Origin of the sequence: Mesorhizobium australafricanum, from assembly GCF_033977265.1 — a bacterium.
GTDB lineage: Bacteria > Pseudomonadota > Alphaproteobacteria > Rhizobiales > Rhizobiaceae > Mesorhizobium > Mesorhizobium australafricanum.
In genome coordinates, this window is record NZ_JAVIIT010000005.1 from 39,547 (window position 1) to 66,160 (window position 26,614).

The window sequence follows — 26,614 nt, forward strand, 5'->3', positions numbered from 1 at the left end:
ATGACCACACATGCCTATAGCAACTCGGCAATTGAGGAGGATTACCGTGGAACTTAAACAAGCTCCCACCGCCGAGACCGCCATGCTGATCCGGCGGCCGGTCGCTGAAGTCTTCGAGGCGATCGTCGATCCGGCAATCACCACGAAATTCTGGTTCACGCATTCCAGCGGCCGGCTGGATGAAGGCAAGCCGGTCGAGTGGGAGTGGCGCATGTATGGCGTCTCGACCAAGGTCGAGGTCAGCCAGATCGTTCCCAACGAAAAGATCGTCATGCAGTGGAGCGACCCGCCGACCACCGTCGAATGGTCGTTCACCGAATTGCCGGACGACACCACTTTCCTCGAAGTGCGCAATTTCGGCTTCGCCGGTTCCGGCGACGAGCAGGTAAAGCAGGCAGTCGAATCCACCGGCGGCTTTGCGCTGGTTTTGGCCGGCGCCAAGGCATGGCTGGAACAGGGCCTGACGCTCGGCCTGATCGGCGACCGCCACCCGAAGGGCATTTCGGCTGGGGCCACGAGCGATTAGGTCACCAGGTCGGGCGGTGTTTGCGTTGGCAGATGCTTTGGCGAATGGCCGAAACGCCTATCGCATCGTCATGTATGGACGAAGGTGTGCGAGCCTCAATGCCCGCCGCCCGATCCCTGTTTCTTGCGGTTCCGCGCCAGCATGTTGAGGCTCTCCACCAGGGCCGAAAAACCCATGGCGGCGTAGATGTAGCCCTTGGGCACATGATAGCCCATGCCGTCGGCGATCAGCGTCATGCCGATCATCAGCAGGAAGCCCAGCGCCAGCATGACGATGCTGGGGTTCTTGGCGATGAAATTGGCGAGCGGTGTCGCCGCCAGCATCATCACGCTCACCGCAGCGATCACCGCGATATACATGATGGCGATCTCGTCGGTCATGCCGACGGCGGTGATGATGGAATCGATCGAGAAGACGAGGTCGAGCACGAGGATCTGGAAGATGGCGCCGGCAAGGCTCATCTGCAGCGTGCCCACCATCGTGTCCTGATGGTCCTGCGGGTCGACCGTGTGATGGATTTCCTTGGTCGCCTTCCAGACCAGGAACAGGCCGCCGGCGATCAGGATCTGGTCGCGCCAGGAGAAGCCGCGACCGAACGCCGTGAACACCGGCGTCGTCAGTTGCACGATGATCGAGATCGTGGCGAGCAGGATGAGGCGCATGACCAGCGCGGCCGAGATGCCAAGCCGGCGCGCGCGGACGCGCTGCGCTTCCGGCAGCTTGTTGGTCAGGATCGAGATGAAGATCAGATTGTCGATGCCGAGCACGACCTCGAGCACCACCAGGGTCAAAAGCGCGACCCATGCGGTCGGATCGGAAACAAAATGAAAGTGCGGCGCCAGGAATTCGACAAGCTGCATGGAGGTCGTCCCTCTACGATCTAGAGCAGTGTTGCCGGCAATTAGGTACTTTGCACACCTATATCAATGTCACGACCAGAAGGACGGCGCCGTTTCTTCCAGCCGCGGCCCGCGACGAAACGGCGCGATTTTTTCGGCAAGCCCGGTGCGGTCTGAGATAGTGACGCCGACGCCGCACAAGGTCGCCGGCCCGTTCGCTGCTTCGAAGCGGCCCTTCGGCACTTTCGACAGGAAGCGGTTGAGCGGCTCTTCCTTGTCCATGCCAAGCGAGGAATCATAGTCGCCGCACATGCCGGCATCCGAAATATAGGCGGTGCCGCCATTGAGGATCTGATGGTCGGCGGTCGGCTGATGCGTATGCGTGCCGACCACGAGGCTGGCGCGGCCGTCGACGAAATGCGCGAAGCACATCTTCTCCGACGTCGCCTCGGCATGGAAATCGACGATGGCCGCATCGGCCTGCTCGCCGAGCGGACAGGCGGCCAGCTCGCGCTCGCCGGCCTGGAACGGATCGTCGAGCTCGGGATGCATGAAGACCCGGCCCATGATGTTGGCGACCAGCACGCGCGCGCCGTTGCGGGCGATATAGACGCCGGAACCGCGTCCCGGTGTGCCCTTGGGAAAATTGGAAGGCCGCAGGAAGCGCTCCTCGCGCGGCGCGAAGATCAGCGCATCGCGCTGGTCCCAGACATGGTTGCCGGTGGTGACGACATCCGCACCCGCCGCAAGCGTCTCGCGAAAGATCTCTTCGGTGATGCCGAAACCGCCGGCGGCATTCTCGCCATTGACGATGACGAAATCGAGCTTGAAGTCGGAAATCAGCCCTGGCAGCTGTTCCCACACCGCCGTGCGTCCCGTCTTGCCGACCATGTCGCCGAGGAAGAGGAGTCTCATGCGGCGCTACGCGTGCCAAGCGCCCGCGACACCGTTTCCGGCTCCTTGGCGATAACCTGCAAATAAGCCTGCGCCGCCTGGTCCGGCTCGGTTCTGCCTTGCTCCCAGTCCCTTAGCGTGCCGAGCGGAATGCGATAGCGGACTGAAAACTCCTCCTGGGTGAGATGCAAAGCCCGGCGGATCACCTTGACGCGCGCAACAGCCGCCATACCCGGCCGATCCGTGTTGATCGGAGGATTGTCCCTGTCCGCCAAAGCCCCGGCTTCCGCATCCGCATCACTCATGGTGCGCAGACGGTTCCAATCGGTTCCGGATTCAGTCTTGGCGTGCTTGGTCATATGCTTTCTGCTCATGGCGCGTCGCCTTTCTGGCGGAGATCAGTCTTATTCGGTCCCCGCGTTCGGTGTAAACCACCGTCAGCACCAACCCATTGACGATACCGATGCCGATGAAGCGCTCCTCTTCGTATTCCATGGAGCGATCCGAATAATGCAGCGCATGAATGTCGTCGAACAGGCGTTTGGCATCGGAAAATGCCACGCCGTGCTTGGCTAGATTGCTCGCTGCTTTCTCATCGCCCCATTCGAATTCAAGCATGCCGACCTACTGGAATTCAGTAGTATTGGTCACACGGGCACAGACGTCAAGCCGTGACGCGGCGTCCGCGCAGCCAGAAGAACCAGACATAGAACGCGGTGAACCCGCCGGTGACGGCAAGCATCAACAATCCGCCACGCCAGCCCTTCATCGCCGCGGTATCGAGACTCGATGGATCGGCGGGATCGTAGTAGAATTCTATCCTGTCGCCCTTGGCCGCCTTGTAGAGACCGACATCCTTTCCCCTGCCGGACCATGTCATCGGCGCGTCGTTAGCGACGTAAGCCACCGCGACATTGATGCCGTCCGTTTTGAGACCGTTCGCCTGCATTTCGCTGTAGGGACTGACATCCGTCACGGTGGCGACCGTTCGCTGCCAGGCGGCCTGGTGATGCAGGGCAGTTCCTATGATGTGCAATGCCATCAAAAACAGTATCGCCGCGATGAGGGCGACTGGCATCAGCAAATAGCGTGCAAGGACAAACACCAAGACCCCCGTCGGCTCGGACTATTGTACGGGAACATTATTCGACGTGTGTTGGAAACGCGTTAAGCGGGTGGCGATAGTTTAAGCAATATCGAAGCGCCGCAGCCCGCTTTCGGTCAGTATTTCCGTAATGATGACGTCATGGTTCTCTTCCGGCACCCGCTCGACTTCCTGGCAGTCGAAGGCGATGCCGATCAGCCGCGGCGTGATGCCCTTGTCGGCAAGCTTGGCGATGGCGCGGTCGTAATAGCCGGCGCCATAGCCGATGCGATGGCCCCGGCCGTCGAAGGCGGCAAGCGGCACCAGCATCAGCGTGGGATCGAGCACTTCCGCCTCGGGATGCGGCCCGACAGTGCCGAACCCCATCTCAACCATGGGCGCGCCGCGCACCAGCTCGCGAAAGACGATCGTGGTCTTGTCGAGGATCGCCGGCAGGCAGAGCCTGGCGCCCTTCTCGCGCAGCGCGAACATCAGCGGCCGCACATCGACCTCCGAGCGCATCGGCCAGAAGCCGGAGACGACGCGGCCGGGTTCGAAGTCGATTTTTTCCTTGGCGGTCTCGGCCATTTCGAGCGCGATTTCCACGCGCCAGAATTCGTCGAGCGCATCACGTCGCGCCAGCGCTTCCTTGCGAAGTTGTTTTTTCAGATCTTTGGAAGGTGACATGCTGTGACGCTAGAAAAGGCCGGATATTGGATGGAGTCGCAGGAACGACGTTTCCTAGCGCAATTCCAGGAAAAGTGCACAGCGGTTTTCCGTCCGGAATCGCGTCAAAACGGAGGGTAGGTGCAAGTCTCCCAAAATTGGGAGAAGTGACGATCCACACAACCGGTGGAGAGGTCGATCCCGGGTGCCTACAAAGTAGGTGGGCGCCGTGTGAGAAAACCCACGGGTCTTCCCAGGGACAGCTCCCTAAGGATCGATAAGGCCCCGGGGAAAAGTGTCTCCTGCCGGGAAGCGCAGACCGCCGACAGCAAATATAGGCCGATGGTTAGCCGAGCGCCAGAGATACCGGCATCGCGGCTGACGTTATTCTCACTCTCGATATCTCGGCCTTGCGCGCATGCGCACGGCTCCTTACGGTCCGGCCGCACGGACAGGAGAAAAGATGCGTTTTGAAGGCACAGCGGCCTATGTCGCGGACAAGGATCTGATGGTCGCGGTCAACGCCGCCATCGCGCTGGAGCGGCCCTTGCTGGTCAAGGGGGAGCCCGGCACCGGCAAGACCGAGCTTGCCCGCCAGGTGGCCTCGGCACTCGGGCTGGAGTTCATCGAATGGAACGTCAAGTCGACCACCAGGGCGCAGCAGGGCCTCTACGAGTATGACGCCGTCTCGCGGCTGCGCGACAGCCAGCTCGGCGACGAGCGCTTCAACGACATCGCCAACTACATCAAGCGCGGCAAGCTGTGGGACGCCTTCGCGGCGCAGAAGAAAGTCGTGCTTTTGATCGACGAGATCGACAAGGCCGACATCGAGTTTCCCAACGACCTTCTCCAGGAACTCGATCGGATGGAGTTCTTCGTCTACGAAACCGGCGAGACGATCCGCGCCGAATTCCGGCCGATCGTCATCATCACCTCGAACAATGAGAAGGAACTGCCGGACGCCTTCCTGCGCCGCTGCTTCTTCCACTATATCCGCTTCCCCGACATCGACACGCTGCACCGCATCGTCGAGGTGCATTATCCCGGCATCAAGCAGAACCTGGTGCGGGCGGCACTCACCCAGTTCTACGAGATCCGCGAGGTGCCGGGCCTGAAGAAGAAGCCGTCGACCTCCGAAGCGCTCGACTGGATCCGCCTTTTGGTCGCCGACGACATTGCGCCTGAGGACCTGCGCGCCGACCCGAAGAACATGCTGCCCAAATTGCATGGCGCGCTGCTGAAGAACGAGCAGGACGTGCACCTGTTCGAGCGGCTGGCCTTCATGGCGAGACGGCAGCAATAGCGCATGTCGCCCTGAAGTGCGGAGCGGTTTTGGGACAACGACATGCACAAAACTAAGGGCTAAAGCGCGTCGCGCTTCAGCCCGTCAGCAATAGCGCTTTCCCCGTCCGTGGACCGTTGCCGGTAAGCGGTCTCTGCCGCAGTTTCCGGTCAACATTGGAGGAAAAAATGTCCGAGATCACCATCCGGCCGCTCGCGCAGTCCGATCACGCCGACTGGCGCCGCCTGTGGACCGACTATCTGACCTTCTATGAAACGAAGCTGCCGGAAGAAGTTTACGCGATCACCTGGAAGCGGCTGTTCACGGACGGCGAGTTCGAGCCAAAGGGGTTCATTGCCACGCTCGACGGCAAGGCCGTCGGCCTCACCCACTATCTCTACCACCGCTCCGGCTGGTCGGAGAAAAACAACTGCTATCTGCAGGACCTGTTCGCCGACCCGAAGGCGCGCGGCAAAGGCGTGGGCGCCGCGCTCATCAAAGCCGTGCAGGACGAGGCCGGCAAGATCGGGGTGAAAAACGTCTACTGGATGACGCACGAAACCAACACCACGGCGCGCAAGCTCTACGATTACGTCGCCCGGCGCACGGGCTTCATCGAGTACGATCTGCTATGACGACCACGCAGTTGAAATAACATCGTGAGCAATCCCCCGGTCGATCGCCCGGATGGCTGGATGGATTTGAGGATCGAACGCATGGCACATTATGTCGGAATTCTCGACGGCGCCGACGATACCTGGGGGGTACGGATCCCTGATCTTGCCGGTTGCCACGGCGGCGGCAAAAATCCTGAAGAGGCCATCGCGGATGCGACGTCCGCCGTCCGTGAATGGGTCGAAGCACGCCTGGCGAAACGTCTGCCATTGCCTGTACCGAATACGATCGCCGAACTGCTGAGGCAGGGTGAGATCGACAGCTCCACTGGGGAGTCCGCCGTGATGATTCCGGTATTGATCGATTCCGGCCGGCCCGTACGGGCCAATCTATCCCTCGATGCCGGCCTTCTGGCTGCGATCGACGAGGAGGCCAGCCGGCGCGGCCTTACCCGCTCCGCCTTCATAGCAAGCGCTGCAAGAGAGAAGATCGAAGGGCACCGATAGCAATCCTGCCATGTTCATCCCCTTCTTCCTCGAGCTGAAGGCAGCGCGCGTTCCCGTATCGCTGCGGGAATATCTGTCGCTGCTGGAAGGGCTGGAGGCCGGGCTCGTCGACTATGACGTCGAGGGTTTTTATTACCTCGCGCGCGCGGCCCTGGTGAAGGACGAGCGCCACATCGACCGTTTCGACCAGGTGTTCGCGCATGTCTTCAAGGGCGTCGAGGCGCTCGGCGGCCCGAATGCCGTCGATGTCGCCAATATCCCGGAGGAATGGCTGCGCCGGCTCGCCGAAAGGCACCTGACCGAGGAGGAGAAAAAGCTGGTCGAGGCGCTTGGTGGCTTCGACAAGCTGATGGAGACGCTGAAGAAGCGGCTCGAGGAGCAGAAGGGCCGCCACCAGGGCGGCTCGAAATGGATCGGAACCGGCGGCACCTCGCCCTTCGGCGCCTATGGCTACAACCCGGAAGGCGTTCGCATCGGGCAGCACGAGAGCCGGCATCGCCGCGCGGTGAAAGTCTGGGACAGGCGCGAGTTCAAGAATTTCGACGATACGGTCGAGCTCGGCACTCGCAACATCAAGGTGGCGCTGAAGCGGCTGCGCCGCTGGGTGCGCGAGGGCGCCGAGGAGGAGTTCGACCTGCCCGGCACCATCCATGCTACCGCCGAGCACGGCTATCTCGACGTGAAAACCCGGCCCGAGCGGCGCAATGCCGTGAAGTTGCTGATGTTTTTCGATGTCGGCGGCTCGATGGACGACCATATCCGCGGCGTCGAGGAACTGTTCTCGGCCGCGCGTGCCGAATTCCGCCAGCTCGAATATTTCTACTTCCACAACTGCCTCTACGAGCGCGTCTGGAAGGACAATCGACGGCGGCTTGCCGAGACGATCCCGACCTTCGACCTCATCCACAAATACGGGTCGGACTATAAGGTGATCGTCGTCGGCGATGCCTCGATGAGCCCTTACGAGATCGCCCATACCGGCGGCTCGGTCGAGCACTGGAATCCGGAGGCCGGAAGTGTGTGGCTGGCGCGCCTGTTGCAGCAATGGCCGAATGCGATCTGGCTGAATCCGGAAGCTGAGAAGAACTGGCGCTATACGCATTCGATCCAGTTGATCAGCGACATCTTCGGCGGCCGCATGTTCCCGCTGACATTGGCTGGGCTGGAAGCCGCGACGAGGCAGTTGTCGCGCAAGCACTGACGTTCCGTCGGGGTGGGCAGGCCTGTAACAAATGCCTATGTTGGAGCGAATATTCGTTGCATCCAACAATGAGCCGCCAAGGCCAAGGAGAACCCCATTCATGGACACCCACGCCTATCCCGTCACCCGCACCGATGCCGAGTGGCGCGCCCGGCTGACGCCGGAGCAATATGCCGTCATGCGTAACCACGGCACCGAGCGCCCCGGCAGCTGCGCCCTGCTCTATGAGAAGCGGGCCGGCACCTTCTTCTGCGTCGGCTGCGACCAGCCGCTGTTCGAATCAAAGCTCAAATTCGAGAGCGGCACCGGCTGGCCGAGCTTCAACGACCCGGTCGCGGGCTCGATCGAGAACACCGTCGACCGCAGCTATGGCATGGTCCGCACCGAATGCCATTGCGCGCGCTGCGGCAGCCATCTCGGCCATGTCTTCGAGGACGGCCCGCCGCCGACGGGCCTGCGCTATTGCATCAATGGCGTGGCGTTGCGCTTCGAGCCTGCGGCCTGAACGATCTCGGACATGACTTCGCAAAGGGCGGCTTCGGCCGCCCTTTTTCGCGTGGAGCAATTCCAGGAAAAGTGTGACGCGGTTTCCGTCAGGAATTGTTCAATAGAGTAGATCCTCAGGCGACAGCTGTCGCGATCAACCAGAGCGCCGAGCCCAGCATCATCAGCTGCGCCCTGAAGCCGCCGGCCTTCTCAGCCGTCCGCCAGACGGCGATCGTCAGGAAGATGTTGTAGGGCACCGGCAGGAAATGCACCGTCAGCACCAGCCAGAGCGACAGCTTCAATCCCAGCAGGATCAACGCCAGCGCCGAAGAGGCGATGCTCAAGATTGTCCCGACCAGCAGCATGTCGCGCCAGAACAGCCGGTCGAGTGGCGCTACACCTCTCCAGCGTGTTCGGAAGAAGCCGGTATTCTCGTTCGTTGCCGGAGCTGGGCTGTCCATCAATCGGGCCTCGTAGCCAACCGCTGAAGTCTCGAAAAGCGCCGACGAAATCGCAAAATCGGACGCCGGGAGGTGCAGAAATCGACCGCGAAAACGTGTACCATCACAAATCTGTGATCCGCATCGCATTCTGTCTTTTGCATGGCAAACACGGAGGGATTCGGAATGACCGGTCACGTCTACAATGTTCTCTTTCTCTGCAACGCCAACTCGGCCCGTTCGATCATGGGCGAAGCCATTCTCAACCGGCTCGGCGCCGGCCGCTTCAAGGCTTATTCCGCCGGTGCGAAGCCCAAGGGCGCCGTCAATCCCTACGCTCTGCAGCTCCTGGAAGGCCTGAACTACGACACGGCCTTCGCCCGCTCGAAGAGCTGGGACGAATTTTCCGGACCGGACGCGCCCGAGATGAATTTCGTCTTCACCCTCTGCGACAGCACGGCGAACGAAAGCTGCCCGGTCTGGCCCGGCCATCCGATGACGGCGCTTTGGGCGGTGCCGGATCCTTCCAAGGCCGGCGGCACGGATGCCGAACAGCATCTGGCCTTCGCCGAAGCCTATCGCATGATGAGCAATCGCATAGGCTTGTTCACGAACCTGCCGATACACGCGCTCGATCAAATGGCGCTGCAGCAGCATCTCGAAGATATCGGCCGCGACAAGCCGCGAGCAAACTGAACCCCGGCCCCGGGCTGATGCATGTCGCCCAGAAGTGTGCAGCGGTTCTGGGACAACGACATGCATCAAAACAAAGACTTAAAGCGCGTCGGCTGAATCCGGTTCAGCGCGACGCGCTTTTAAGCCCCGGCTTTACGGCCGGGCTTCGCCCAGCACGGCGAGAACCGCCTGTTCGAAGCGCGAGCACTCCGTCACCAGCCAGTCGGCCATGGCAGGCCAGTTATCCTCGGCGTAGCAGTTCACCCGCCACATCGAGTTGATGCCCAGCCCCTCACAGCTCTGCTCCGGCTTGAGCTTCAGCCTCGCCTCGATCGCCGGCTGGAACGGCCTCAGCCGCGACCATGACTCCGTGGCGCCGAACTTTTCATTGCGCCCGAAGAAGACGCCGACATGGTTCTGCGCTGGCGCGACATACATCGAAAGCACCAAGGCGAAATCCGGCATTCCGCGCTGCCAGAACCAAGGCCCGCGTCGTGCCAGCCTGGCCCGTTCCTCCGGGTGCCGCTCGGCAAACAGCGCCCAGAAGCCGCGTTGGCGGAACTCCGAAGCGCGGCGGCCGCCGAAGTCGAACTCGTTCATGGCCGGGCTCCGGCCACGAAACTCAGGCCATGCCGAGAGCGGCCTTGTAGAGGTCCAGGATCGACTCCTCTTCCTGGCGCTCGGCCTGGTCCTTCTTGCGCAGCCGCACGATGGTGCGGATCGCCTTGGTGTCGAAGCCGGTGCCCTTGGCCTCGGCATAGACATCCTTGATGTCGTCGGAGATCGTCTTCTTCTCTTCCTCGAGCCGCTCGATGCGCTCGATGATGGTGCGCAGCTGGCCGGCGGCTACAGTCTGGCTGGTCTCGGTGATTTCGTCGGCCATTTTTCTCTCCGCGTCTTCTTGAAGCCAGGGCGATTCCCGCCACGGCAAATTGGAGCGGGTTCCCTGCCCGAGCGGGCGCGGCGGGTCAAGATACTATCGAGCCGTTGTGGACGGCTGCTGCCAGCCGTTCGTTTCGTGCCGCGCTTTGCTCGTCACTTAAAAGCGATGAGCAGATCCTTGGCATCGATCTGGTCGCCGGCCTTGACCAGCACTTCGGCGATCTCGCCGTCGCGTTCGGCGTGGAGCGCGGTTTCCATCTTCATCGCCTCGATCGACAGCAGCACATCGCCCGCCTTGACCGCCTGTCCAGCCGCCACGGCAAGCGCCGACACCACGCCCGGCATCGGCGCGCCGACATGCGCCTCGTTACCGGGCTCGGCCTTGCGGCGCGCCTTGGCGGCGGAAGCGCCATGCGCCCTGTCCGGCACCTTGATGCGGCGCGGCTGGCCGTTGAGCTCGAAGAAGACGGTGACCATGCCCTTGTCGTCGACATCGCCGAACGCCTGGCAGCGAACCACCAGGGTCTTGCCCTTCTCGATGTCGAGGAAGATCTCGTCTTCCGACTTCATGCCGTAGAAATAGGTCGGCGTCGGCAGCACGCTCACCGGCCCGTAGGTCTCCTGCGCGGCGGCGAAGTCGGTGAACACCTTCGGATACATCAGCCATGAGGCAAATTCATACTCCGAGAGCTTGCGATCGAGCTTGCCCTCGATCTCCTTGCGGCTGGCCTTCAGGTCGGCTGCTTTCAGCAGCGAGCCCGGCCGCACGGTGATTGCCTTCTCGCCCTTCAGCGCCTTCTTCTGCAGCGCCGCCGGCCAACCGCCGGGCGACTGGCCGAGATCGCCGCGCAGCATCGACACGACCGAGTCCGGGAAGGCGATGTCCTTGGCCGGGTTCTCGACATCGGCGACGGTCAGATCCTGGCTGATCATCATCAGCGCCATGTCGCCGACCACCTTGGACGACGGGGTCACCTTGACGATATCGCCGAACATCAAATTGACGTCGTGATAGGCCTGCGCCACCTCGTGCCAGCGCGTCTCGAGGCCGAGCGAGCGCGCCTGTTCCTTGAGGTTGGTGAACTGGCCGCCTGGCATCTCGTGCAGGTAGACTTCCGAGGCAGGCCCCTTGAGGTCGCTCTCGAAGGCGACGTACTGGTTGCGCACCGCTTCCCAGTAGAAGGAAATGCGGCGGATCCATTGCGGATCGAGACCGGGGTCGCGCTCGGTGCCCTTCAATGCCTCGACGATCGAGCCCAGGCAGGGCTGCGAGGTGTTGCCGGAGAAGGAATCCATCGCCGCGTCGATGGCGTCGGCCCCGCTTTCGACCGCCGCAAGCACCGTCGCCGCCGAGAGGCCCGACGTGTCGTGCGTGTGGAAATGGATCGGCAGGTCGGTCGCCTCGCGCAGCGCCTTGAACAGCACGCGCGCCGCACTCGGCTTCAGCAACCCGGCCATATCCTTCACGGCGATGATATGCGCCCCGGCGGCTTCCAGCTCCTTGGCGAGCCCGACATAATAGTTGAGATCGTATTTGGCCCGCGCCGGATCGAGGATGTCGCCGGTGTAGCACATCGCCGCTTCGACCAGCTTGCCCTCGGCGCCGACCGCGTCCATGGCGACGCGCATGTTCTCGACCCAGTTCAGGCAGTCGAAGACGCGGAACAGATCGACGCCGCCGCTTGCTGCCTGGCGGACGAAGTGCTGGACGACATTGTCGGGATAGTTGGTGTAGCCGACGCCGTTGGCGCCGCGCAGCAGCATCTGCAGCAGAAGGTTGGGCGCCGCCTCGCGCACTTTGCTCAGCCGCTCCCACGGATCCTCGGTGAGGAAGCGCATGGCGACGTCGAAGGTGGCGCCGCCCCAGCATTCCAGCGACAGCAGCTGCGGCAGCGCCCGCGCATAGGTGCCGGCGATGCCGACAATGTCATGCGTGCGCATGCGCGTGGCCAGCAGCGACTGGTGGCCGTCGCGCATCGTCGTGTCGGTGACCAGCACCTGGCGCTGCTCCCGCATCCAGGCCGAGAATTTCTCCGGGCCGAGCGTATCGAGCCTCTGCTTGCTGCCATCCGGAACATGCCCGTTGAGATAAGGCACGACGGGAGCCGCCGCATTCGCCTTCGGCATCGGCCGGCCGCGTGTCTCGGGGTGGCCGTTGACGCTGACATCGGCCAGATAGGTGAGCAGCTTGGTGGCGCGGTCCTGCCGCTTCACCTGCTCGAACAGTTCGGGCGTCGTGTCGATGAACCGGGTCGTGTAGGAGTTGTCGGCGAAGCGCGGGTGGTTGATGATCGCTTCGAGGAAGGTGAGGTTGGTGGCCACGCCGCGGATGCGGAACTCGCGCAGCGCCCGGTTCATGCGCGAAATCGCCTCACCGGGCGTCGGCGCCCAGGCCGTCACCTTTTCGAGCAGCGGATCGTAGAAGCGGGTGATCACCGCGCCCGAATAGGCGGTGCCGCCGTCGAGGCGGATGCCGAAGCCGGCCGCCTCGCGATAGGCGGTGATGCGGCCATAGTCCGGGATGAAATTGTGCTCCGGATCCTCGGTGGTGATGCGGCACTGCAAGGCGTGGCCGTTGAGCCTGATGTCCTTCTGCGCCGGCACCCCCGATTGCTTCGTGCCGATGGCGAAGCCGTCGAGGATATGGATCTGCGCCTTGACGATGTCGATGCCGGTCACCTGCTCGGTGACGGTGTGCTCGACCTGGATGCGCGGATTGACCTCGATGAAGTAGAATTTGCCGGTGTCGGCGTCCTGCAGGAACTCGACCGTGCCGGCGCCGATATAGCTGGTCTCGTGCGCGATCTTGAGCGCATAGCCGCAAAGCTCCTGGCGCAGCTCTTCGCCGAGATACGGCGCCGGCGCCCGCTCCACGACCTTCTGGTTGCGGCGCTGGATCGAGCAGTCGCGCTCGAACAGATGCACCGCATTGCCGTGGGTGTCGCCCAGCACCTGGACTTCGACATGGCGGGCGCGTTCGATCAGCTTTTCGAGATAGACCTCGTCCTTGCCGAAAGCGGCTTTCGCCTCGCGCTTGCCTTCCATCACCTCGCGCGCGAGATCGGCCTCGGCGCGGATGGCGCGCATGCCGCGGCCGCCGCCGCCCCACGAGGCCTTGAGCATCACCGGATAGCCTATTTGCGCCGCGAGCGTCTTCACCGCATCCATGTCGTCCGGCAGCGGGTCGGTTGCCGGCACGACCGGCACGCCGACCTCGATCGCCAGATTGCGCGCGGCGACCTTGTTGCCCAGCCTGCGCATCGTCTCCGGCTTCGGACCGATGAAGGTGATGCCGGCCTCGGCGCACGCCTCGGCGAATTCCGGGCTTTCCGACAGCAGGCCGTAGCCTGGGTGGATGGCGTCGGCGCCGGACAATCTGGCGACCCGGATCACCTCCTCGATCGACAGATAGCTCTCGATCGGACCCATATCCTTGGCAAGATGTGGTCCGCGCCCGACCTGGTAGCTTTCGTCGGCCTTGAAGCGGTGCAGCGAATATTTGTCCTCCTCCGCCCAGATCGCCACGGTTTTGAGGCCGAGCTCGTTGGCCGCGCGGAACACGCGGATGGCGATTTCGGACCGATTGGCGACGAGGATCTTCGTGATTGCCAAGGACTGGGCTCCAGCAGCGGAAGGGACGTTGAACCGGCGCAATGATTAGCGCGAAAATGCTGCAGTGCAAACGAATTTGCACGACATCTAAAACGATTTAAATCGTTTGTTTGCGGCAAACCTGCCGCAGTTGTTCTTCCAACGCCGGCGACGGTGCGGCGAAAGCGTGTTGGGAGGCGCAGCGCGGAGCTTTCCGACCGGGCCGCGAACCCGCAAACGAAAAATGCCCGGCGCAAGCGCCGGGCATCCATTGCAAGTCGGCTTGAGTTTGCCGGCTTATTTCTCGAAGTAGCTATACTTGCCGTCGTCACCCTTCTTCCATTCGTAGATGACATAGTCCGGACGGGTGATGTCGCCCTTGGCGTCGTAGCCGATCTCGCCGATGGCCGTCTTCCACGGGCCGCCGGACTTGATCACTTCGGCAACCTTCTGCGCATCGTCAGCGGAGCCGACCTTGGCGATGGCCTGCGAGATGATCTGCACCGCGGCATAGGAGTAGAGCGTGTAGGCTTCCGGCTCGAAGCCGGCGGCGCGGAACTTCTCCACCACTTCCTTGGCGGCCGGATTCTTGCGCGGATCCGGAGCGAAGGTGTTGAGCGTGCCGGCAACGGCGTCGCCGGCGATCGAGGCCAGTTCGTTGGAGACGATACCGTCGCCCGAGAACAGCGGCGCCTTCAGGCCCTGGTCCGCCGACTGACGGATGATCAGGCCGGCTTCCGTATGCAGGCCGCCCCAGTAGATCAGGGTGACGCCGTTTTCCTTCATCTTGGCGATGAGGGCCGAGAAGTCCTTGTCGCCGACATTCACGCCTTCATACAGCACTTCCTTGATGCCGTCGGCGTTCAGGTTCTTCTTGGTTTCGTCCGCGAGGCCCTGACCGTAAGGCGTCTTGTCGTGGATGATGGCGATCTTGGCGTCCTTGAAGTTCTTGGCGATGTAGTCTCCGGCCACCTTGCCCTGCTGGTCGTCGCGACCGCAGGTACGGAAGGTGTTCCACAGGCCGCGCTCGGTGAGCTTCGGGTTGGTCGCGGCCGGCGTCATGACGAGGATGCCGTTTTCCGCATAGACTTCCGAAGCCGGAATGGTCACGCCCGAGTTGAAGTGGCCGTCGACGAACTTGACGCCGTCGGCGACGAACTTGTTGGCAACCGAAATGCCCTGCTTGGGGTCGGAGACGTCGTCGCCGATCTCGAGCTTGAGCTGCTGGCCATTGACACCGCCCGCAGCGTTGATGTCGGCGACCGCCTGTTCCGCGCCCTTCTGCAACTGTGCGCCGAAGGCGGCATTCGGGCCGGTGATCGGACCGGCGACGCCGATCAGGATATCCGCGGCCCACGCGCTGCCGCTGAACGCGATGAACGCGGTCAGCGCAACGGCGGACAAGAGTGATTTTTTCATTGAAACGCTCCCATTTACGGAGTGGGCGTGGATGATACTTTCATGCGATGCCCACTCTTATCGCAGAAAGCACAGAATGCCGATTTTCAGGCACTTGTCACGCCGATTCATCCCCGAAACGGCGTAATGGTGAACGTCAACCTTTCGGCTTCCAGCTTAACAAGGAAGCTCTTTCGTAGAGCCAGTTATACTGTGTGACCATCTGGTTGGTGCGCGTGTATTGATAGCCGAGGAAGCCCATTATCATCAGCACGATGGTGTCGACGACATAGTAATGCAGCGAGAACATCGTGCCGTCGAACAAAGCGTGATGGATGAACCGGATGCCGATGCCGAGGCCGAGCATGAAGAAGAACAGCCGGATGTGAGTGCCCCAGGTCTGCGCCACGGCTTTGCCGGTCATCCATGCCGCGCCGCCGCCAAGCAGCCCAGTAACGAACAGAAAATGCCAGATCGAGGCTTCTTCGTAGAGAATACCCTGCATGGTGAAGTCCTCTCTCAGTGATGTCCGCCTTCGAGATAGGCGGCGCGCACTTCCGGATTGGCGAGCAGTTCCTTGCCGGTGCCGCTCATCGTCACATTGCCGTTGACCATGACATAGCCCCGCGTGGCGAGCTTGAGCGCGCCGAAGGCGTTCTGCTCGACCAGGAACACGGTCAGCCCCTGCGTCCTGTTGAGCTCACGGATGGCGTCGAAGATCTGCTTGACGATCAGCGGCGCGAGCCCCAGCGACGGCTCGTCCAGCAACAGCAGCTTCGGCCGGGCCATCAGCGCGCGCCCGATGGACAGCATCTGCTGCTCGCCGCCTGACAGCGTGCCGCCGCGCTGGGCGATGCGCTCCTTCAGCCGCGGAAACAGCGTGAACACCTTTTCGACGTCCTCGTCATAATGCTTGAGGTTGTCGAGGCTGGCGCCCATCTGCAGGTTCTCCATCACCGTCATGCGCGGAAAGATGCGGCGTCCTTCCGGCGACTGGGCGATGCGCAGGCGGGCGATCTCGTGCGTCGGCATCCGGGTGATGTCGGTGCCGGCGAAGGTGATGGTGCCGGTGCGGGCGCGCGGCGCGCCGAAAATGGTCATCATCAATGTCGACTTGCCGGCGCCGTTGGCGCCGATAAGTGCCACGATCTCACCCTGGTTGACGCTGACATTGACGCCGTTCAGCGCCCTGATGTTGCCGTAGTAGGTCTCGACGCCCTTGACGTCGAGCAGCGTTGCGCCGGCCATTATTTACGCCCTCCACGCGTCGCGGGCTTGGCCGCCACTTCCTTCGCCAGCATCTTCGCCTGGCCGATCCAGTCCTCGCGGGCGATGCGCCCGTCGAACGCGAGATAGGCTTCCGCCGCTTCGATGTCGGCCTTCTTCCAGGCCGCGATCTGGTCGAAATGGAAGATGCCGTGCTCGTTCAGCTTCTTCTCGTTGACCGGACCGATGCCCTTGATGCGGATCAGGCTGTCCGCCTTGCCGCCGCGCGGCGCGTCGAGGCGATTGGAGATGCCTACGGCTTTCACCGGCGCCTTGCCGGTTGCCTTCTTCGCCGGAGCTTTTGCCGCCGGCTTGCTGGCGATCGATGCGGCGCGGGCATCTACCTGCGCCGCTTTCGAGGCGCCCTTGGACACCGTGACCCGCTCGCCCTCATCCGCGTGTTCGACGGTATCGGAAACCGGCCCCGCCATCATCGACGCGGAGTTGCCTGGGCCATGCGCGGAATCGGGGCCCGTATCGAGCTGTTCGATGACGTCCTCGTCGCCGACTTCGGTCAGCACCGTCTCGACCTCCTCGTCGTCGACGCCGAGATAGGCGGCGATGACGCGCGGATCCGTCCTGACCGATTGCGGGTTGCCGTCGGAGATCTTGCGGCCGTATTCGAGCACGACGACATGGTCGGAAATCTTCATCACCACCGACATGTCGTGCTCGATGAGCAGGATCGAGGTACCGGTGCTCTTGATGCCCATCAACAGCTCGTTGAGCGCCGCCGATTCCTTCGGATTGAGGCCGGCGGCCGGCTCGTCGAGGCACAGGAGCTCCGGCCCCGTGCACATGGCGCGCGCGATTTCCAGTCGCCGCTGCGCGCCATAGGGCAGGTCGCCCGCCGGATCGTCGGCGCGGTCGACGAGGTCTGCCTTCTCCAGCCAGTGCCTGGCAAGCTCGATCGATTCGGCCGAGGCCTGGCGATAGCTCGGGAAGCCGAACAGGCCGAGGAAAGTGTAACCCGAGGCCTTCATCAGCTTGTTGTGCTGCGCGACCAGAAGGTTCTCCAAGAGCGTCATGCCGGAGAACAGGCGGATGTTCTGGAACGTGCGCGCCACGTTGGCGCGCGCCGGAATCTCGTGGTTGGGCAGGCGCTCGAGCAGATAGGTCGAGCCGTCACGTTTGTTGAGCGTGATCATGCCCTCGGTCGGCTTGTAGAAGCCGGTGATGCAGTTGAACACCGTCGTCTTGCCGGCGCCGTTCGGGCCGATCAGCGCGGTGATCTCGCCGCGCCTGGCCTGGAAGGACAGGTCGCCGATGGCGACCAGGCCGCCAAATTTCATCGACAGGTGTTCGACCTGCAGGATGAAGTTGCTCATGGAAGCTTGCGCGTTCATCAGCCGTGGCCCTCCTTGGTGAAGGAGCCTGAGACCGCTCTTCGCTCCTTCAGGAAGGCTGTCGGCTCACGACTGCCGACGAAGCCGCGCGGCTTCCACAGCATGACGATCACCATGGCCATGCCGAAGAGCAGCATGCGGTAGAGTTCAGGGGTGAAATCGGGACCGAACACGGCTTTGAGGAAGTCGAGCTCGCGCAGGATTTCGGTGCCGCCGATCATCACCAGCGCCGCCACCGCGATTCCGCCGAGCGAGCCCATGCCGCCCAGCACGACGATGGCAAGGATGATCGCCGATTCCAGGAAGACGAAGGATTCAGGGCTGACGAAGCCTTGCCGGGCAGCGAAGAACGAGCCGGCGAAACCGCCGAACATGGCGCCGGTGGCGAACGCCGTCAGCTTGGTGGTGGTGGTGTTGATGCCGAGCGAGCGGCAGGCGATCTCGTCCTCGCGCAGTGCTTCCCAGGCACGGCCGACGGGCAACCGGCGAAGCCTGATGGTAACGAAGGCGGTGAGGAAGCAGAGCCCCAGGATCAGGTAGTAGAGGAAGATCTTGTAATAGGCGCCCGACTGGGCGATGCCCAGCACCTTGGCAATATAATTCGGGTCCGAGACGTTGAACGACATCAGGCCGAAGAACGACACTTTCGGGATGCCGGAAACGCCGGCCGAGCCGTTGGTCACCTCGCGCCAGTTGATCAGCACCAGGCGGATGATCTCGCCGAAGGCAAGCGTCACGATCGCAAGATAGTCGCCGCGCAGCCTCAGCACCGGGAAGCCGAGCATGACGCCCCAGAAGGCGGCCATGCAGCCGGCGGCCGGCAAAAGGATCCAGAACGACAGGCCGAAATGTGTGCCGAGCAACGCGTAGGCATAGGCGCCGACCGCGTAGAAGGCGACGTAGCCGAGATCGAGCAGGCCGGCCAGACCGACCACGATGTTCAGCCCCCAGGCCAGCATCACATAGATCAGGATCTGGATGCCGAAATTGTCGACCCATTTCAGCGAGCCCTGGAACCCGAACAAAAGCACGATTGCCACCGGGTACAGCAACAGCACGCCGACGCCGATCTTGTTGAAGTTGCGGCGCACGAAGCCAGGCTCCGTCACAGCCACCGCCGGCGCTTTTGCCTTTTCGGCCTTGGACCGTTCCATCGCCGGAACCGCGTAGGCGACATAGAGGAAACGGCCCACGGCAACGAGGCCGACCACAAGGGCGAGCAGGCCCCAGCGCTTCACCAGGATCAATTCGTTGCTGATGTTCTGGTCGGTCCTCAGACCAATGATCAGCACGAACAGGCCAAACGAGATGGCGCCGGCATAGAGGGCTTCGCGAAAAGCGCGCTGGATGGGAGTAGCGACGGTGTCGCGCTCCGAGGACGCTGTAGCGGCCATGAGGATCAGACCTTTTCGACTTCAGGCCGGCCCAGGATGCCGGAGGGCAGGAAGATCAGCACGATCGCCAGGATCGAGAAGGCGGCGACGTCCTTGTAGTCGATGGAGAAATACGCCGACCACATGCTCTCGATGAAGCCGATCAAGAGCCCGCCGAGCACGGCACCGGGAAGCGAGCCGATGCCGCCCAGCACTGCCGCCGTGAAGGCCTTCACGCCCGGCACGAAGCCGTCGGAGAACACCACGACGCCGTAATACATCAGGAACAGCGTGCCGGCGACCGCGGCAAGTGCTGCGCCCATGATGAAGGTGATGGAGATGGTGCGGTCGACATCGATGCCGAGCAGCGCGGCCATCTTGCGGTCCTGCTCGCAGGCGCGCTGGGCACGGCCAAGCGCCGTTCTGTTGACGAGGTACCAGAAGACCGCCAGCAGAGCCGCCGTCACCAGCACGATGATGATCTGCTTCAGCGAGATGCTGATGCCGTCGATCGTGTAGACCTGGCTGACCATCGGCGGGATCGGCTTGTTGCGTGGCCCTTGCGTGACTTGCACGAAGTTGGAAAGCGCGATCGACATGCCGATGGCGGTGATCAGCGGCGCCAGCCGGAACGAGCCGCGCAGCGGCCGGTAGGCCACCTTCTCGATCGTCCAGTTGTAGAGGCTGGTCAGAAGCATCGCCACGATCATCATGATCAGCAGGGCGACGACCACCGGCACCGAATAGAACAGCGCGCCGAGGATCAGGAAGACGATGAGCGCGGTGAACGCGCCGACCATGAAAATGTCGCCATGGGCGAAATTGATCATGCCGATGATGCCGTAGACCATCGTGTAGCCGATCGCGATCAGCCCATAGATAGATCCCAGCGTCAGCCCATTGATAAGCTGCTGGACGAAGTACTGCATATTTACGCGGCTCCCCTGGAATGTCGCCTTTGCGGACGCATTCCTTTTCGTATTTCCCCTAGTCGTAAAGTTTCGAGCCCGGATTGCAACGTGATTTTTCAATCGCTCCGCGTGGTTTGGAAGCACGCCGTCCGATTGCCCGTTTTTTTCGCACCCGACCCTGGACTATCGCGGACCCTACCATTGGCACAACGCAATGTCTTTGACGATTGAACCCTATGATGGGCCTCCTGTCGAAGGAATCAGCGTCAAAATAAGTTGATGAGGAGATTCCTTGCGTCAACCGAGGTTGCCCGTTCTACCCGGAACAACCTCCGCCGCGTGAGGCCGTGACGCTTATGTGACAATGAATCCGTGCGCGAACGGATCACGATCGTCGATGAAGATGGTGTTCAATCCGGTCATGCGCGCCCAGCCGCCGATCGAAGGGATGATCGCCGGCTTGCCCGCCACGCTGACCTCTTTTTCGACCCTGCCCTTGAACAGCGAGCCGATGATCGATTCATGCACGAAGCTGTCGCCGGCCTTGAGCTTGCCCTTGGCGTGGAGCTGCGCCATGCGAGCCGAGGTGCCGGTGCCGCAAGGGCTGCGATCGATCGCCTTGTCGCCGTAGAACACAGCGTTGCGGGCATCGGCCTCGGCATGCCGGGGCTTGCCGGTCCACAGCATGTGCGACAGCCGGTTGATGCCGGCGTTCTCCGGATGGACGAAGGAATATTTCTCGTTGAGGCGCCGCCGCACCACCGGGCTCCAGGCAATGAGGTCGCCGGCCGAATGATCGGCCATGTCCTGGTAATTCTCCTGCGGCTCGACGATGGCGTAGAAATTGCCGCCATAGGCGACGTCGACGCTGATCTCGCCGAGCACCGGGCATTCCACCGTCAGGCCTTCGGCATAGAGGAAGGACGGCACATTGGTGATGCGCACCTCCTCGACATATTCGCCGACCTGTTTGTATTCGGCGATGACCAGGCCTGCCGGGGTGTCGAGCCTGAGCACGCCCGGCGTCTTCGGCTTCACCAGCCCGTGCTCGATGGCAAAAGTCACCGTGCCGATCGTGCCATGGCCGCACATCGGCAGGCAGCCCGATGTCTCGATGAACAGAATAGCGATGTCGCAGTCCTCGCGTGTCGGCGGATAGAGGATCGAGCCCGACATCACGTCATGGCCGCGCGGCTCGAACATCAGCCCGGTGCGGATCCAGTCATATTCGGCGAGGAAATGCGCCCGCCGCTCCATCATCGTCGAGCCTTCGAGCAACGGCCCGCCGCCGGCGACAAGACGCACCGGATTGCCGCAGGTGTGGCCGTCGATGCAGAAGAAGGATTTCTTGGCCATGATGCTTCCTGAACTGTCAGAACCGTTGTGCGCGGAATGGGATGAGGTCGATGGGCGGAGTCTGCCCGAGAACGAGATCGCGGATCAAGCGGCCGGTCGCCGCCGCCTGGGTCAGGCCGAGATGGCCGTGACCGAACGCGTAGAAGACATTCGGCGCGCGCGCCGCGCCGATGACCGGCAGCGAATCCGGCAGCGACGGGCGATAGCCCATCCACTCGCGGCCGCCTGACGGATCGAGCCCCGGCAGGAAACGTTTTGCCTTTTCCAGCATCGCCTTCGAGCGCGCGAAATTCGGCGGCCGGTCGATGCCGCCGAGCTCCACGGCGCCGCCGACGCGCACGCCCGTTTCCAGCGGCGTGATGACGAAGCCATGTCCGGAAAAGATCAGCTGCCGCTTCACGTCGAAGGCGGACACCGGCAGCGTCGTGTTGTAGCCGCGCTCGGCTTCGAGCGGGATACGGTCGCCGAGATTCCTTGCCAGGAGATGCGACCAGGCGCCCGCGGCGATCACAAGCTTTTTTGCCGTCCGCCTGGTCCCGTCGGCCAGAACGATCGTGGCGCCCCTTGCATCCGCTTCTATGCGCTCGACCCGCGCATGCTCGAAACGGGCACCGAGTTTTTCCGCATAGGCCCAGACCGCCTTGCCGAGCAACTTGGGGTCGGCGACCGTTTTCCAGCCCGGCACGAACGTGCCCTTGACGAAGCGCGGCGCCAGACCCGGCTGCAGCGCCGCTATCTCTTCGCCCTCGACATGGCGAAAACCGATGCCGAAGCGCTTGCGCGCCGCCCAACCCGACAGCGAGGCGCGAAACTCGGCTTCGCTTTCATAAAGCTCTAGCGAGCCGTCCTCATGCAGCATCGGCCGCGTGCCGGAGCGGTCGAGCAGGCCCATCCATTCGGCTTCGGCCAATCTCATCATGCCGGCCTGCGTGGCGAGGCTCGCCTGGTAATGCTTCGGCGCACCCGCCCGCCAGAAGCGGATCAGCCAGGGCAGCAGCTTGGGCAGATAGGCCGGCGGGATGGTCAAAGGACCGAGCGGATCGGCGAGCCATTTCGGCAATTGCTTCACCATGCCCTTATGCGCCAGGGGCAGCACATCGGTGAAGGCAAAGGCGGCGGCATTGCCGGAGCTCGTTTCCTCGCAGATGCCGCTGCGGTCGAAGACGGTGACGCTGCGCCCCGCCTCCGAGAGCAGCGTCGCAGCGCAGATACCGATGATGCCGCCACCGATGATTGCGATGTCTTCCCCCTCTCCCCGCTCACGCGGAGAAGGTGCCCGAAGGACGGATGAGGGGCGGCGCCCCTCCTCGGAATTTTGCTGCACGCGAATGCTGTCCCTTATTCGGCTGCCACCGTCTTCTCCGTCGATCGAGGAGAACTCTGGAACGACGGCAGCTTCGGGCGCACCGCCAGCGCATCGCGGATGATCTTCTCCACTGCCGTGCGGCGGTCGCCGGAGAGCGGCTGGCGCGGCATGCGCACGCGGTCATTGGTACCAATCGCCAGCACTTCGGCAAGCTTGATGTTTTGGACCAGATAAGTGGACACATCGAGGTCGAGCAACGGCCGGAACCAGCGATAGATTGCCAGCGCCTCTTCACGGCGGCCCTGCTTCATCAGCTGATAGATCGCGACCGTCTCGCGCGGGAAGGCGGTGACCAGGCCGGCCACCCAGCCGATGGCGCCGACCGACAGCGCCTCGAAGGCGAGGTTGTCGACGCCGGTGAAGAGGTCGTAGCGGTCGCCGAACCGGTTGATGATCTCGGTCGAGCGGCGGATGTCGTCGGAAGATTCCTTGATGGCGACGAAGCGATTGTCCGAGGCGAGCTCCTCCATCAGCTCGACGCTGACGTCGACGCGATAGGCCAGCCGGTTTGAATAGATCATCACCGGCAGGTCGGCGGCTTCCGCGACAGCACGAAGAGCGGCGACCGTCTCTTGCGGATCGGTGTGGTAGATCGGGCTCGGCACCACCATCAGGCCATCGGCGCCTTCCTTGGCGGCGCGCTTGGCGATGCTTGCCGCCTCGCGGGTGCCGGGCTCGTTGACGGTCAAAAGCACCGGCTTCTTGCCGGCGACTTTCTGCGCCGTCTGCAGCACCTCGATCTTCTCGTCATGCGACAGCATCGGCCCTTCGCCGAGCGAACCGCAGACGATGATGCCGTCGCAGCCGGCCTCCATCTGCAGCCCATAGCAGCGCTCCATCTCGGCATGGTCGAGGCGGTCGTCGGCGGTGAATTTGGTCGTGACGGCGGGGAAAACTCCGGTCCACATGGCTATCGCTCCTCTGATATATTAGCCGTATATCTATTAAGAGTTGGCGTGTCAACGCTGAATCCGTTATGATATATGGAAAATATATCAGGAGCCTGCTGTTGATCTCCCCACTGATATCCATTGAGACGAACGCGACCTTCGAGCCGGCGGCGACCAAGGCCTATCGCGCGCTGGAGCACATGATCGTCACGCTCGAGCTGGCGCCATCGAGCTTCGTCACCGAAGGTGCGCTGATCGAGCGACTCAGTCTCGGACGCACCCCCGTGCGTGAGGCGATCCAGCGGCTCGCCTGGGAAGGTCTGCTGGATATCAGGCCGCGTGCCGGCATCGCGGTCGCGCCGCTTCACGCCGGCGACTGGCTGCGGGTGCTGGATGCCAGGCGCGGCATCGAAGTGGTGCTCGCCCGCTCGGCCGCCCGCTTCGTCACCCGCGAGGCCGCCGACCTGTTCCACGAGGCGGCTTTGGCCATGCAGAAGGCGGTCATCTCCGGCAACGTGCTTGCTTTCATCCAGGCCGACAAGGCGCTCGACGAAGCGCTCGCGATCGCCGCCGACAACCCCTTCGCGGCGCGTGTGGCCGCCCCCTTGCAGACGCACAGCCGCCGCTTCTGGTATCGCTACAAAGCCGACACCGGGCTTGCCGAATCGGCCGAGCATCACGTCGCGCTGATCCGTTCCATCCTCGACGGCGACGAGGAAGGCGCCGCCAAGGACGCCAAGAAATTGATGGCGCTGCTGCGCGGCCATGCCGAGGTGGCCGCCACGCGATAGACGTCAGCTTCCGGCGGGTTCCTTTTGCGCCGCCCATTTCAGCAGGGCATCGAGTGCCGGGCACAGGGCCTGGCCCCAATCGGTCAGGCAATACTCGACCTTTGGGGGTACTTGATGGTGGACGATACGGCGGACAACGCCGTCGGCCTCCATCTGCCGAAGCTGTTGGATCAGCATTTTCTGCGAAATTGCCGGTATCGCCCGCTCGAGGTCGGAAAAGCGCAGCACCTTGCCGCCGAACAGATGGAACAGGATCACCAGTTTCCAACGGCCCTCAAGGATGCGCAGCACGTTTTCCACACCGCTCGCCGCCGACAGCGGCGTCAGCGTCTCAACCTTACTTTCGGGTAAGTACCTTACTTTTTCGTCGGTTCTTGTCATTTCTCCAGCATATCGCAATCTAGTGACCGGACAAGACGGCGACTGACAGGGGGCGGCAGCAGCAACCGGAGACGAAACCATGACCGTGACACTTCCTCGACCGCTCGCGCAGTATTTTGCTGCCAAGAACCGGCACGACATCGATGGCATGCTCATCCCTTTCGCGTCGGACGCCGCAGTCCGGGACGAAGGCAATATCCACCAGGGCTCGGCCGCCATCCGCGACTGGATGGAAGCAACGACACGCAAATACCGGGTGACGGTCGAGGTCGCCGACGCAACGGCCAATGGCCACGCATGGCGAGTGGCCGGCATCGTGTCGGGTAATTTCCCGGGCAGTCCGGCGACGCTCCACTACAACTTCACGCTGGCCGGCGAGCGGATCGCGCGGCTGGAGATCGGCGCATGACCATCTTGCAGAAAGTCACGCTCGACGACGAGGAATTTGCCGGCAAGCGCGTCTTGGTCACCGGCGGCACCAAGGGCGCGGGCGAGGCCATTGTTCAACGGCTTTCCGCGGCGGGCGCCACCGTTCTCACGACTGCGCGCTCGGCGATCCCCGAAACCTTATCGCCGCAACTGTTCGTGCAGGCCGACCTGGGCACCTTGGCTGGCGCCGAGACGGTAGCCGCAAGTGCCCTGGAACAGCTTGGCGGCATAGACATCATCGTCCACAATGTTGGCGGTTCGAAAAGTCCCGGTGGCGGATTTGCTGGACTGACGGAGCAGATCTGGCAGGATGAGCTCAGTCTCAATCTGCTTGCCGCGGTGCGGCTCGACCGCCTGCTTGTCCCGCGGATGATCGAGCAGGGCTCCGGCACGATCCTTCACATATCGTCGATCCAGCGCCGGCTGCCGCTGCACGAATCCACCATCGCCTATGCGGCGGCGAAAGCAGCCCTTTCGAGCTACAGCAAGGCGCTGTCCAAGGAGCTCGGTCCACAAGGCATTCGCGTGAACACAGTGGCGCCGGGCTGGATCCACACCACCGCCTCGGAGGCAATGGTGAAGCGACTGGCGGCCCATTCGGGCTCAGACGAGGAAACCGCCCGCCAAGGCATCATGGACGCGTTGGGCGGCATCCCGATCGGCCGGCCGGCATGGCCGCAAGAGATCGCGGAGCTGGTGGCTTTCCTCGTTTCGGATCGCGCGGGAGCAATCCACGGCGCCGAATACGTCATCGATGGCGGAACAATACCGACGGTCTGACCGCTCTTGCCGGAGGCAAGCCCGGTCCAACTGCCGCACCGTTGGGCACAAAGATCTCAAGCACGACGCCTGGATAGTCGGCCCGCATCTGGCTTCGCATTCAGCCGCCCGGCTGACCGACCGCGGTGGCCCGGGTGTCTTCCCATCCGTCGCCCGCCGCCAGGATGCAGCTCTGGCCCTTAACGTCGGTCATCAGGATGGTCCAGGTTCCGCTTGCCGAGACGAACACTTCGAAGATGGCGGCTTGCCCGGCCACGCCGTAGCCCAGTCGCTTCTCCTCGAATGCCTCCGCCAGCCTCGCGACCAGATAGTCATGGCCGCCGCAGATGACTTGCGCCCGCGCCGGTGCTGCCGGCAGTGCCATTATGGCGCCAACGGCCGCAAGCTTGACCCATCGAAACGAAAATCCGTGTGCCATGGCGGCACCTCCTTCGCCTTCGCATTCCGGCAAGGGAGGCACATTCGGCCGCCTCAGTATGCCGGAAGGCTCCAGGCCGGATTGGACGTCTTCATCACGTCGCTCCTTCTGGTTTCCGGTCTGTCCCAGGGAGATCATGACTCCCTGGATTCGATGTGGTGAAGCTTCGCTCGGTAAACAAGCGGTGCCGTGGAAAGCGCCTTAGTGCAACCCGGTCTCGAC

31 protein-coding genes and 1 other RNA gene are annotated in these 26,614 nt (G+C 62.8%); 10 read left to right on the plus strand and 22 right to left on the minus strand.

The window, feature by feature from the left end; all coding sequences use genetic code 11:
* Positions 1 to 82: 82 nt before the first annotated feature.
* A complete protein-coding gene (locus tag RFM98_RS11495; RefSeq protein WP_430682298.1) occupies positions 83 to 526 on the plus strand; it encodes an SRPBCC family protein in 444 nt (147 codons plus the stop codon).
* A 95-nt stretch (positions 527 to 621) separates the two neighbouring features.
* On the opposite strand, the gene RFM98_RS11500 is transcribed toward RFM98_RS11495, so the two are convergent.
* The 7 genes from RFM98_RS11500 to ssrS form a co-directional block, all read right to left on the minus strand.
* On the minus strand, positions 622 to 1,386 hold the full coding sequence (locus RFM98_RS11500; protein ID WP_320308986.1) for a TerC family protein: 765 nt from the start codon (positions 1,384 to 1,386) through the stop codon (positions 622 to 624).
* 69 nt (positions 1,387 to 1,455) lie between these two features.
* Positions 1,456 to 2,280, minus strand: a complete 825-nt coding sequence (locus RFM98_RS11505) for a TIGR00282 family metallophosphoesterase (protein ID WP_320296411.1) — start codon at positions 2,278 to 2,280, stop codon at positions 1,456 to 1,458.
* Positions 2,277 to 2,618 (minus strand): helix-turn-helix domain-containing protein, encoded by a 342-nt coding sequence (locus RFM98_RS11510; RefSeq protein WP_320215133.1) that lies wholly within the window; start codon positions 2,616 to 2,618, stop codon positions 2,277 to 2,279. The genes RFM98_RS11505 and RFM98_RS11510 overlap by 4 nt, the downstream gene beginning before the upstream one ends.
* A complete protein-coding gene (locus RFM98_RS11515) occupies positions 2,596 to 2,877 on the minus strand; it encodes a BrnT family toxin (protein ID WP_320308987.1) in 282 nt (93 codons plus the stop codon). The genes RFM98_RS11510 and RFM98_RS11515 overlap by 23 nt, the downstream gene beginning before the upstream one ends.
* 46 nt (positions 2,878 to 2,923) lie before the next feature.
* The gene (locus tag RFM98_RS11520; protein ID WP_430682294.1) at positions 2,924 to 3,301 is read right to left on the minus strand and encodes a hypothetical protein; all 378 of its coding nucleotides are present in this window, start codon (positions 3,299 to 3,301) and stop codon (positions 2,924 to 2,926) included.
* A gap of 144 nt (positions 3,302 to 3,445) precedes the next feature.
* Positions 3,446 to 4,030, minus strand: coding sequence for a 5-formyltetrahydrofolate cyclo-ligase (locus RFM98_RS11525; RefSeq protein WP_320215136.1), 585 nt, complete (start codon positions 4,028 to 4,030; stop codon positions 3,446 to 3,448).
* A gap of 147 nt (positions 4,031 to 4,177) precedes the next feature.
* Positions 4,178 to 4,333, minus strand: a non-coding RNA gene (gene ssrS, locus RFM98_RS11530) — 6S RNA.
* Between the two features lie 139 nt (positions 4,334 to 4,472).
* Between ssrS and RFM98_RS11535 the strand changes: the two genes are divergently transcribed.
* The 5 genes from RFM98_RS11535 (at position 4,473) to msrB (ending at position 8,118) form a co-directional block, all read left to right on the plus strand.
* Positions 4,473 to 5,312 (plus strand): AAA family ATPase, encoded by an 840-nt coding sequence (locus tag RFM98_RS11535; protein ID WP_320308989.1) that lies wholly within the window; start codon positions 4,473 to 4,475, stop codon positions 5,310 to 5,312.
* A gap of 167 nt (positions 5,313 to 5,479) precedes the next feature.
* A complete protein-coding gene (locus RFM98_RS11540) occupies positions 5,480 to 5,926 on the plus strand; it encodes a GNAT family N-acetyltransferase (protein WP_320308990.1) in 447 nt (148 codons plus the stop codon).
* 60 nt (positions 5,927 to 5,986) lie between these two features.
* Complete coding sequence (locus RFM98_RS11545; protein WP_320308991.1) at positions 5,987 to 6,412, plus strand: type II toxin-antitoxin system HicB family antitoxin; 426 nt, start codon at positions 5,987 to 5,989, stop codon at positions 6,410 to 6,412.
* 10 nt (positions 6,413 to 6,422) lie between these two features.
* Entirely contained in the window at positions 6,423 to 7,613 is a 1,191-nt protein-coding gene (locus RFM98_RS11550; RefSeq protein ID WP_320308992.1) for a vWA domain-containing protein, read from the plus strand.
* 100 nt (positions 7,614 to 7,713) lie between these two features.
* The gene (gene msrB, locus RFM98_RS11555) at positions 7,714 to 8,118 is read left to right on the plus strand and encodes a peptide-methionine (R)-S-oxide reductase MsrB (RefSeq protein WP_320215142.1); all 405 of its coding nucleotides are present in this window, start codon (positions 7,714 to 7,716) and stop codon (positions 8,116 to 8,118) included.
* Between the two features lie 115 nt (positions 8,119 to 8,233).
* On the opposite strand, the gene RFM98_RS11560 is transcribed toward msrB, so the two are convergent.
* Entirely contained in the window at positions 8,234 to 8,560 is a 327-nt protein-coding gene (locus RFM98_RS11560) for a hypothetical protein (protein WP_320308993.1), read from the minus strand.
* A 165-nt stretch (positions 8,561 to 8,725) separates the two neighbouring features.
* Here RFM98_RS11560 and RFM98_RS11565 point away from each other — a divergent pair, with 165 nt between their 5' ends.
* On the plus strand, positions 8,726 to 9,235 hold the full coding sequence (locus RFM98_RS11565) for an arsenate reductase ArsC (RefSeq protein ID WP_320308994.1): 510 nt from the start codon (positions 8,726 to 8,728) through the stop codon (positions 9,233 to 9,235).
* A gap of 132 nt (positions 9,236 to 9,367) precedes the next feature.
* Here RFM98_RS11565 and RFM98_RS11570 read toward each other — a convergent pair whose 3' ends face one another.
* The 12 genes from RFM98_RS11570 to RFM98_RS11625 all read right to left on the minus strand — a co-directional run bounded on the left by RFM98_RS11570 (position 9,368) and on the right by RFM98_RS11625 (position 23,611).
* Positions 9,368 to 9,814 (minus strand): hypothetical protein, encoded by a 447-nt coding sequence (locus RFM98_RS11570; RefSeq protein WP_320308995.1) that lies wholly within the window; start codon positions 9,812 to 9,814, stop codon positions 9,368 to 9,370.
* A 22-nt stretch (positions 9,815 to 9,836) separates the two neighbouring features.
* Positions 9,837 to 10,097, minus strand: coding sequence for a DUF2312 domain-containing protein (locus RFM98_RS11575; RefSeq protein WP_095767239.1), 261 nt, complete (start codon positions 10,095 to 10,097; stop codon positions 9,837 to 9,839).
* A gap of 152 nt (positions 10,098 to 10,249) precedes the next feature.
* Positions 10,250 to 13,708 (minus strand): pyruvate carboxylase, encoded by a 3,459-nt coding sequence (gene pyc, locus RFM98_RS11580; protein ID WP_320308996.1) that lies wholly within the window; start codon positions 13,706 to 13,708, stop codon positions 10,250 to 10,252.
* A gap of 276 nt (positions 13,709 to 13,984) precedes the next feature.
* Positions 13,985 to 15,106 (minus strand): branched-chain amino acid ABC transporter substrate-binding protein, encoded by a 1,122-nt coding sequence (locus RFM98_RS11585; protein ID WP_320215148.1) that lies wholly within the window; start codon positions 15,104 to 15,106, stop codon positions 13,985 to 13,987.
* Positions 15,107 to 15,242: 136 nt separating this feature from the next.
* A complete protein-coding gene (locus tag RFM98_RS11590; RefSeq protein WP_320308997.1) occupies positions 15,243 to 15,590 on the minus strand; it encodes a DUF6867 family protein in 348 nt (115 codons plus the stop codon).
* Between the two features lie 14 nt (positions 15,591 to 15,604).
* Positions 15,605 to 16,333 (minus strand): ABC transporter ATP-binding protein, encoded by a 729-nt coding sequence (locus RFM98_RS11595; protein WP_320308998.1) that lies wholly within the window; start codon positions 16,331 to 16,333, stop codon positions 15,605 to 15,607.
* The gene (locus RFM98_RS11600) at positions 16,333 to 17,697 is read right to left on the minus strand and encodes an ATP-binding cassette domain-containing protein (protein ID WP_320308999.1); all 1,365 of its coding nucleotides are present in this window, start codon (positions 17,695 to 17,697) and stop codon (positions 16,333 to 16,335) included. Before RFM98_RS11600 ends, RFM98_RS11595 begins: the two co-directional genes overlap by 1 nt.
* Positions 17,697 to 19,091, minus strand: coding sequence for a high-affinity branched-chain amino acid ABC transporter permease LivM (gene livM / locus RFM98_RS11605; RefSeq protein ID WP_320309000.1), 1,395 nt, complete (start codon positions 19,089 to 19,091; stop codon positions 17,697 to 17,699). The genes RFM98_RS11600 and livM overlap by 1 nt, the downstream gene beginning before the upstream one ends.
* A 5-nt stretch (positions 19,092 to 19,096) precedes the next feature.
* Positions 19,097 to 19,999, minus strand: coding sequence for a branched-chain amino acid ABC transporter permease (locus tag RFM98_RS11610; protein ID WP_320215153.1), 903 nt, complete (start codon positions 19,997 to 19,999; stop codon positions 19,097 to 19,099).
* Positions 20,000 to 20,335: 336 nt separating this feature from the next.
* Positions 20,336 to 21,337 carry a 4-hydroxyproline epimerase gene (locus RFM98_RS11615; protein ID WP_320309001.1) on the minus strand — a complete coding sequence of 334 codons (1,002 nt, stop codon included), beginning with the start codon at positions 21,335 to 21,337 and terminating at the stop codon, positions 20,336 to 20,338.
* Between the two features lie 16 nt (positions 21,338 to 21,353).
* The gene (locus RFM98_RS11620; RefSeq protein ID WP_320309002.1) at positions 21,354 to 22,661 is read right to left on the minus strand and encodes an NAD(P)/FAD-dependent oxidoreductase; all 1,308 of its coding nucleotides are present in this window, start codon (positions 22,659 to 22,661) and stop codon (positions 21,354 to 21,356) included.
* Positions 22,662 to 22,675: 14 nt separating this feature from the next.
* Positions 22,676 to 23,611 carry a dihydrodipicolinate synthase family protein gene (locus RFM98_RS11625; protein WP_320309003.1) on the minus strand — a complete coding sequence of 312 codons (936 nt, stop codon included), beginning with the start codon at positions 23,609 to 23,611 and terminating at the stop codon, positions 22,676 to 22,678.
* A 68-nt stretch (positions 23,612 to 23,679) separates the two neighbouring features.
* Between RFM98_RS11625 and RFM98_RS11630 the strand changes: the two genes are divergently transcribed.
* Entirely contained in the window at positions 23,680 to 24,384 is a 705-nt protein-coding gene (locus tag RFM98_RS11630; protein WP_320309004.1) for a GntR family transcriptional regulator, read from the plus strand.
* 3 nt (positions 24,385 to 24,387) lie between these two features.
* Here RFM98_RS11630 and RFM98_RS11635 read toward each other — a convergent pair whose 3' ends face one another.
* Complete coding sequence (locus RFM98_RS11635; protein ID WP_320309005.1) at positions 24,388 to 24,765, minus strand: winged helix-turn-helix transcriptional regulator; 378 nt, start codon at positions 24,763 to 24,765, stop codon at positions 24,388 to 24,390.
* A gap of 79 nt (positions 24,766 to 24,844) precedes the next feature.
* Between RFM98_RS11635 and RFM98_RS11640 the strand changes: the two genes are divergently transcribed.
* Entirely contained in the window at positions 24,845 to 25,174 is a 330-nt protein-coding gene (locus RFM98_RS11640; protein WP_320215159.1) for a nuclear transport factor 2 family protein, read from the plus strand.
* Entirely contained in the window at positions 25,171 to 25,974 is an 804-nt protein-coding gene (locus tag RFM98_RS11645) for an SDR family oxidoreductase (RefSeq protein WP_320309006.1), read from the plus strand. Before RFM98_RS11640 ends, RFM98_RS11645 begins: the two co-directional genes overlap by 4 nt.
* 100 nt (positions 25,975 to 26,074) lie before the next feature.
* Here the strand turns inward: RFM98_RS11645 and RFM98_RS11650 are convergent, their stop codons facing one another.
* On the minus strand, positions 26,075 to 26,392 hold the full coding sequence (locus tag RFM98_RS11650; RefSeq protein ID WP_320309007.1) for a hypothetical protein: 318 nt from the start codon (positions 26,390 to 26,392) through the stop codon (positions 26,075 to 26,077).
* Between the last annotated feature and the right edge of the window lie 222 nt (positions 26,393 to 26,614).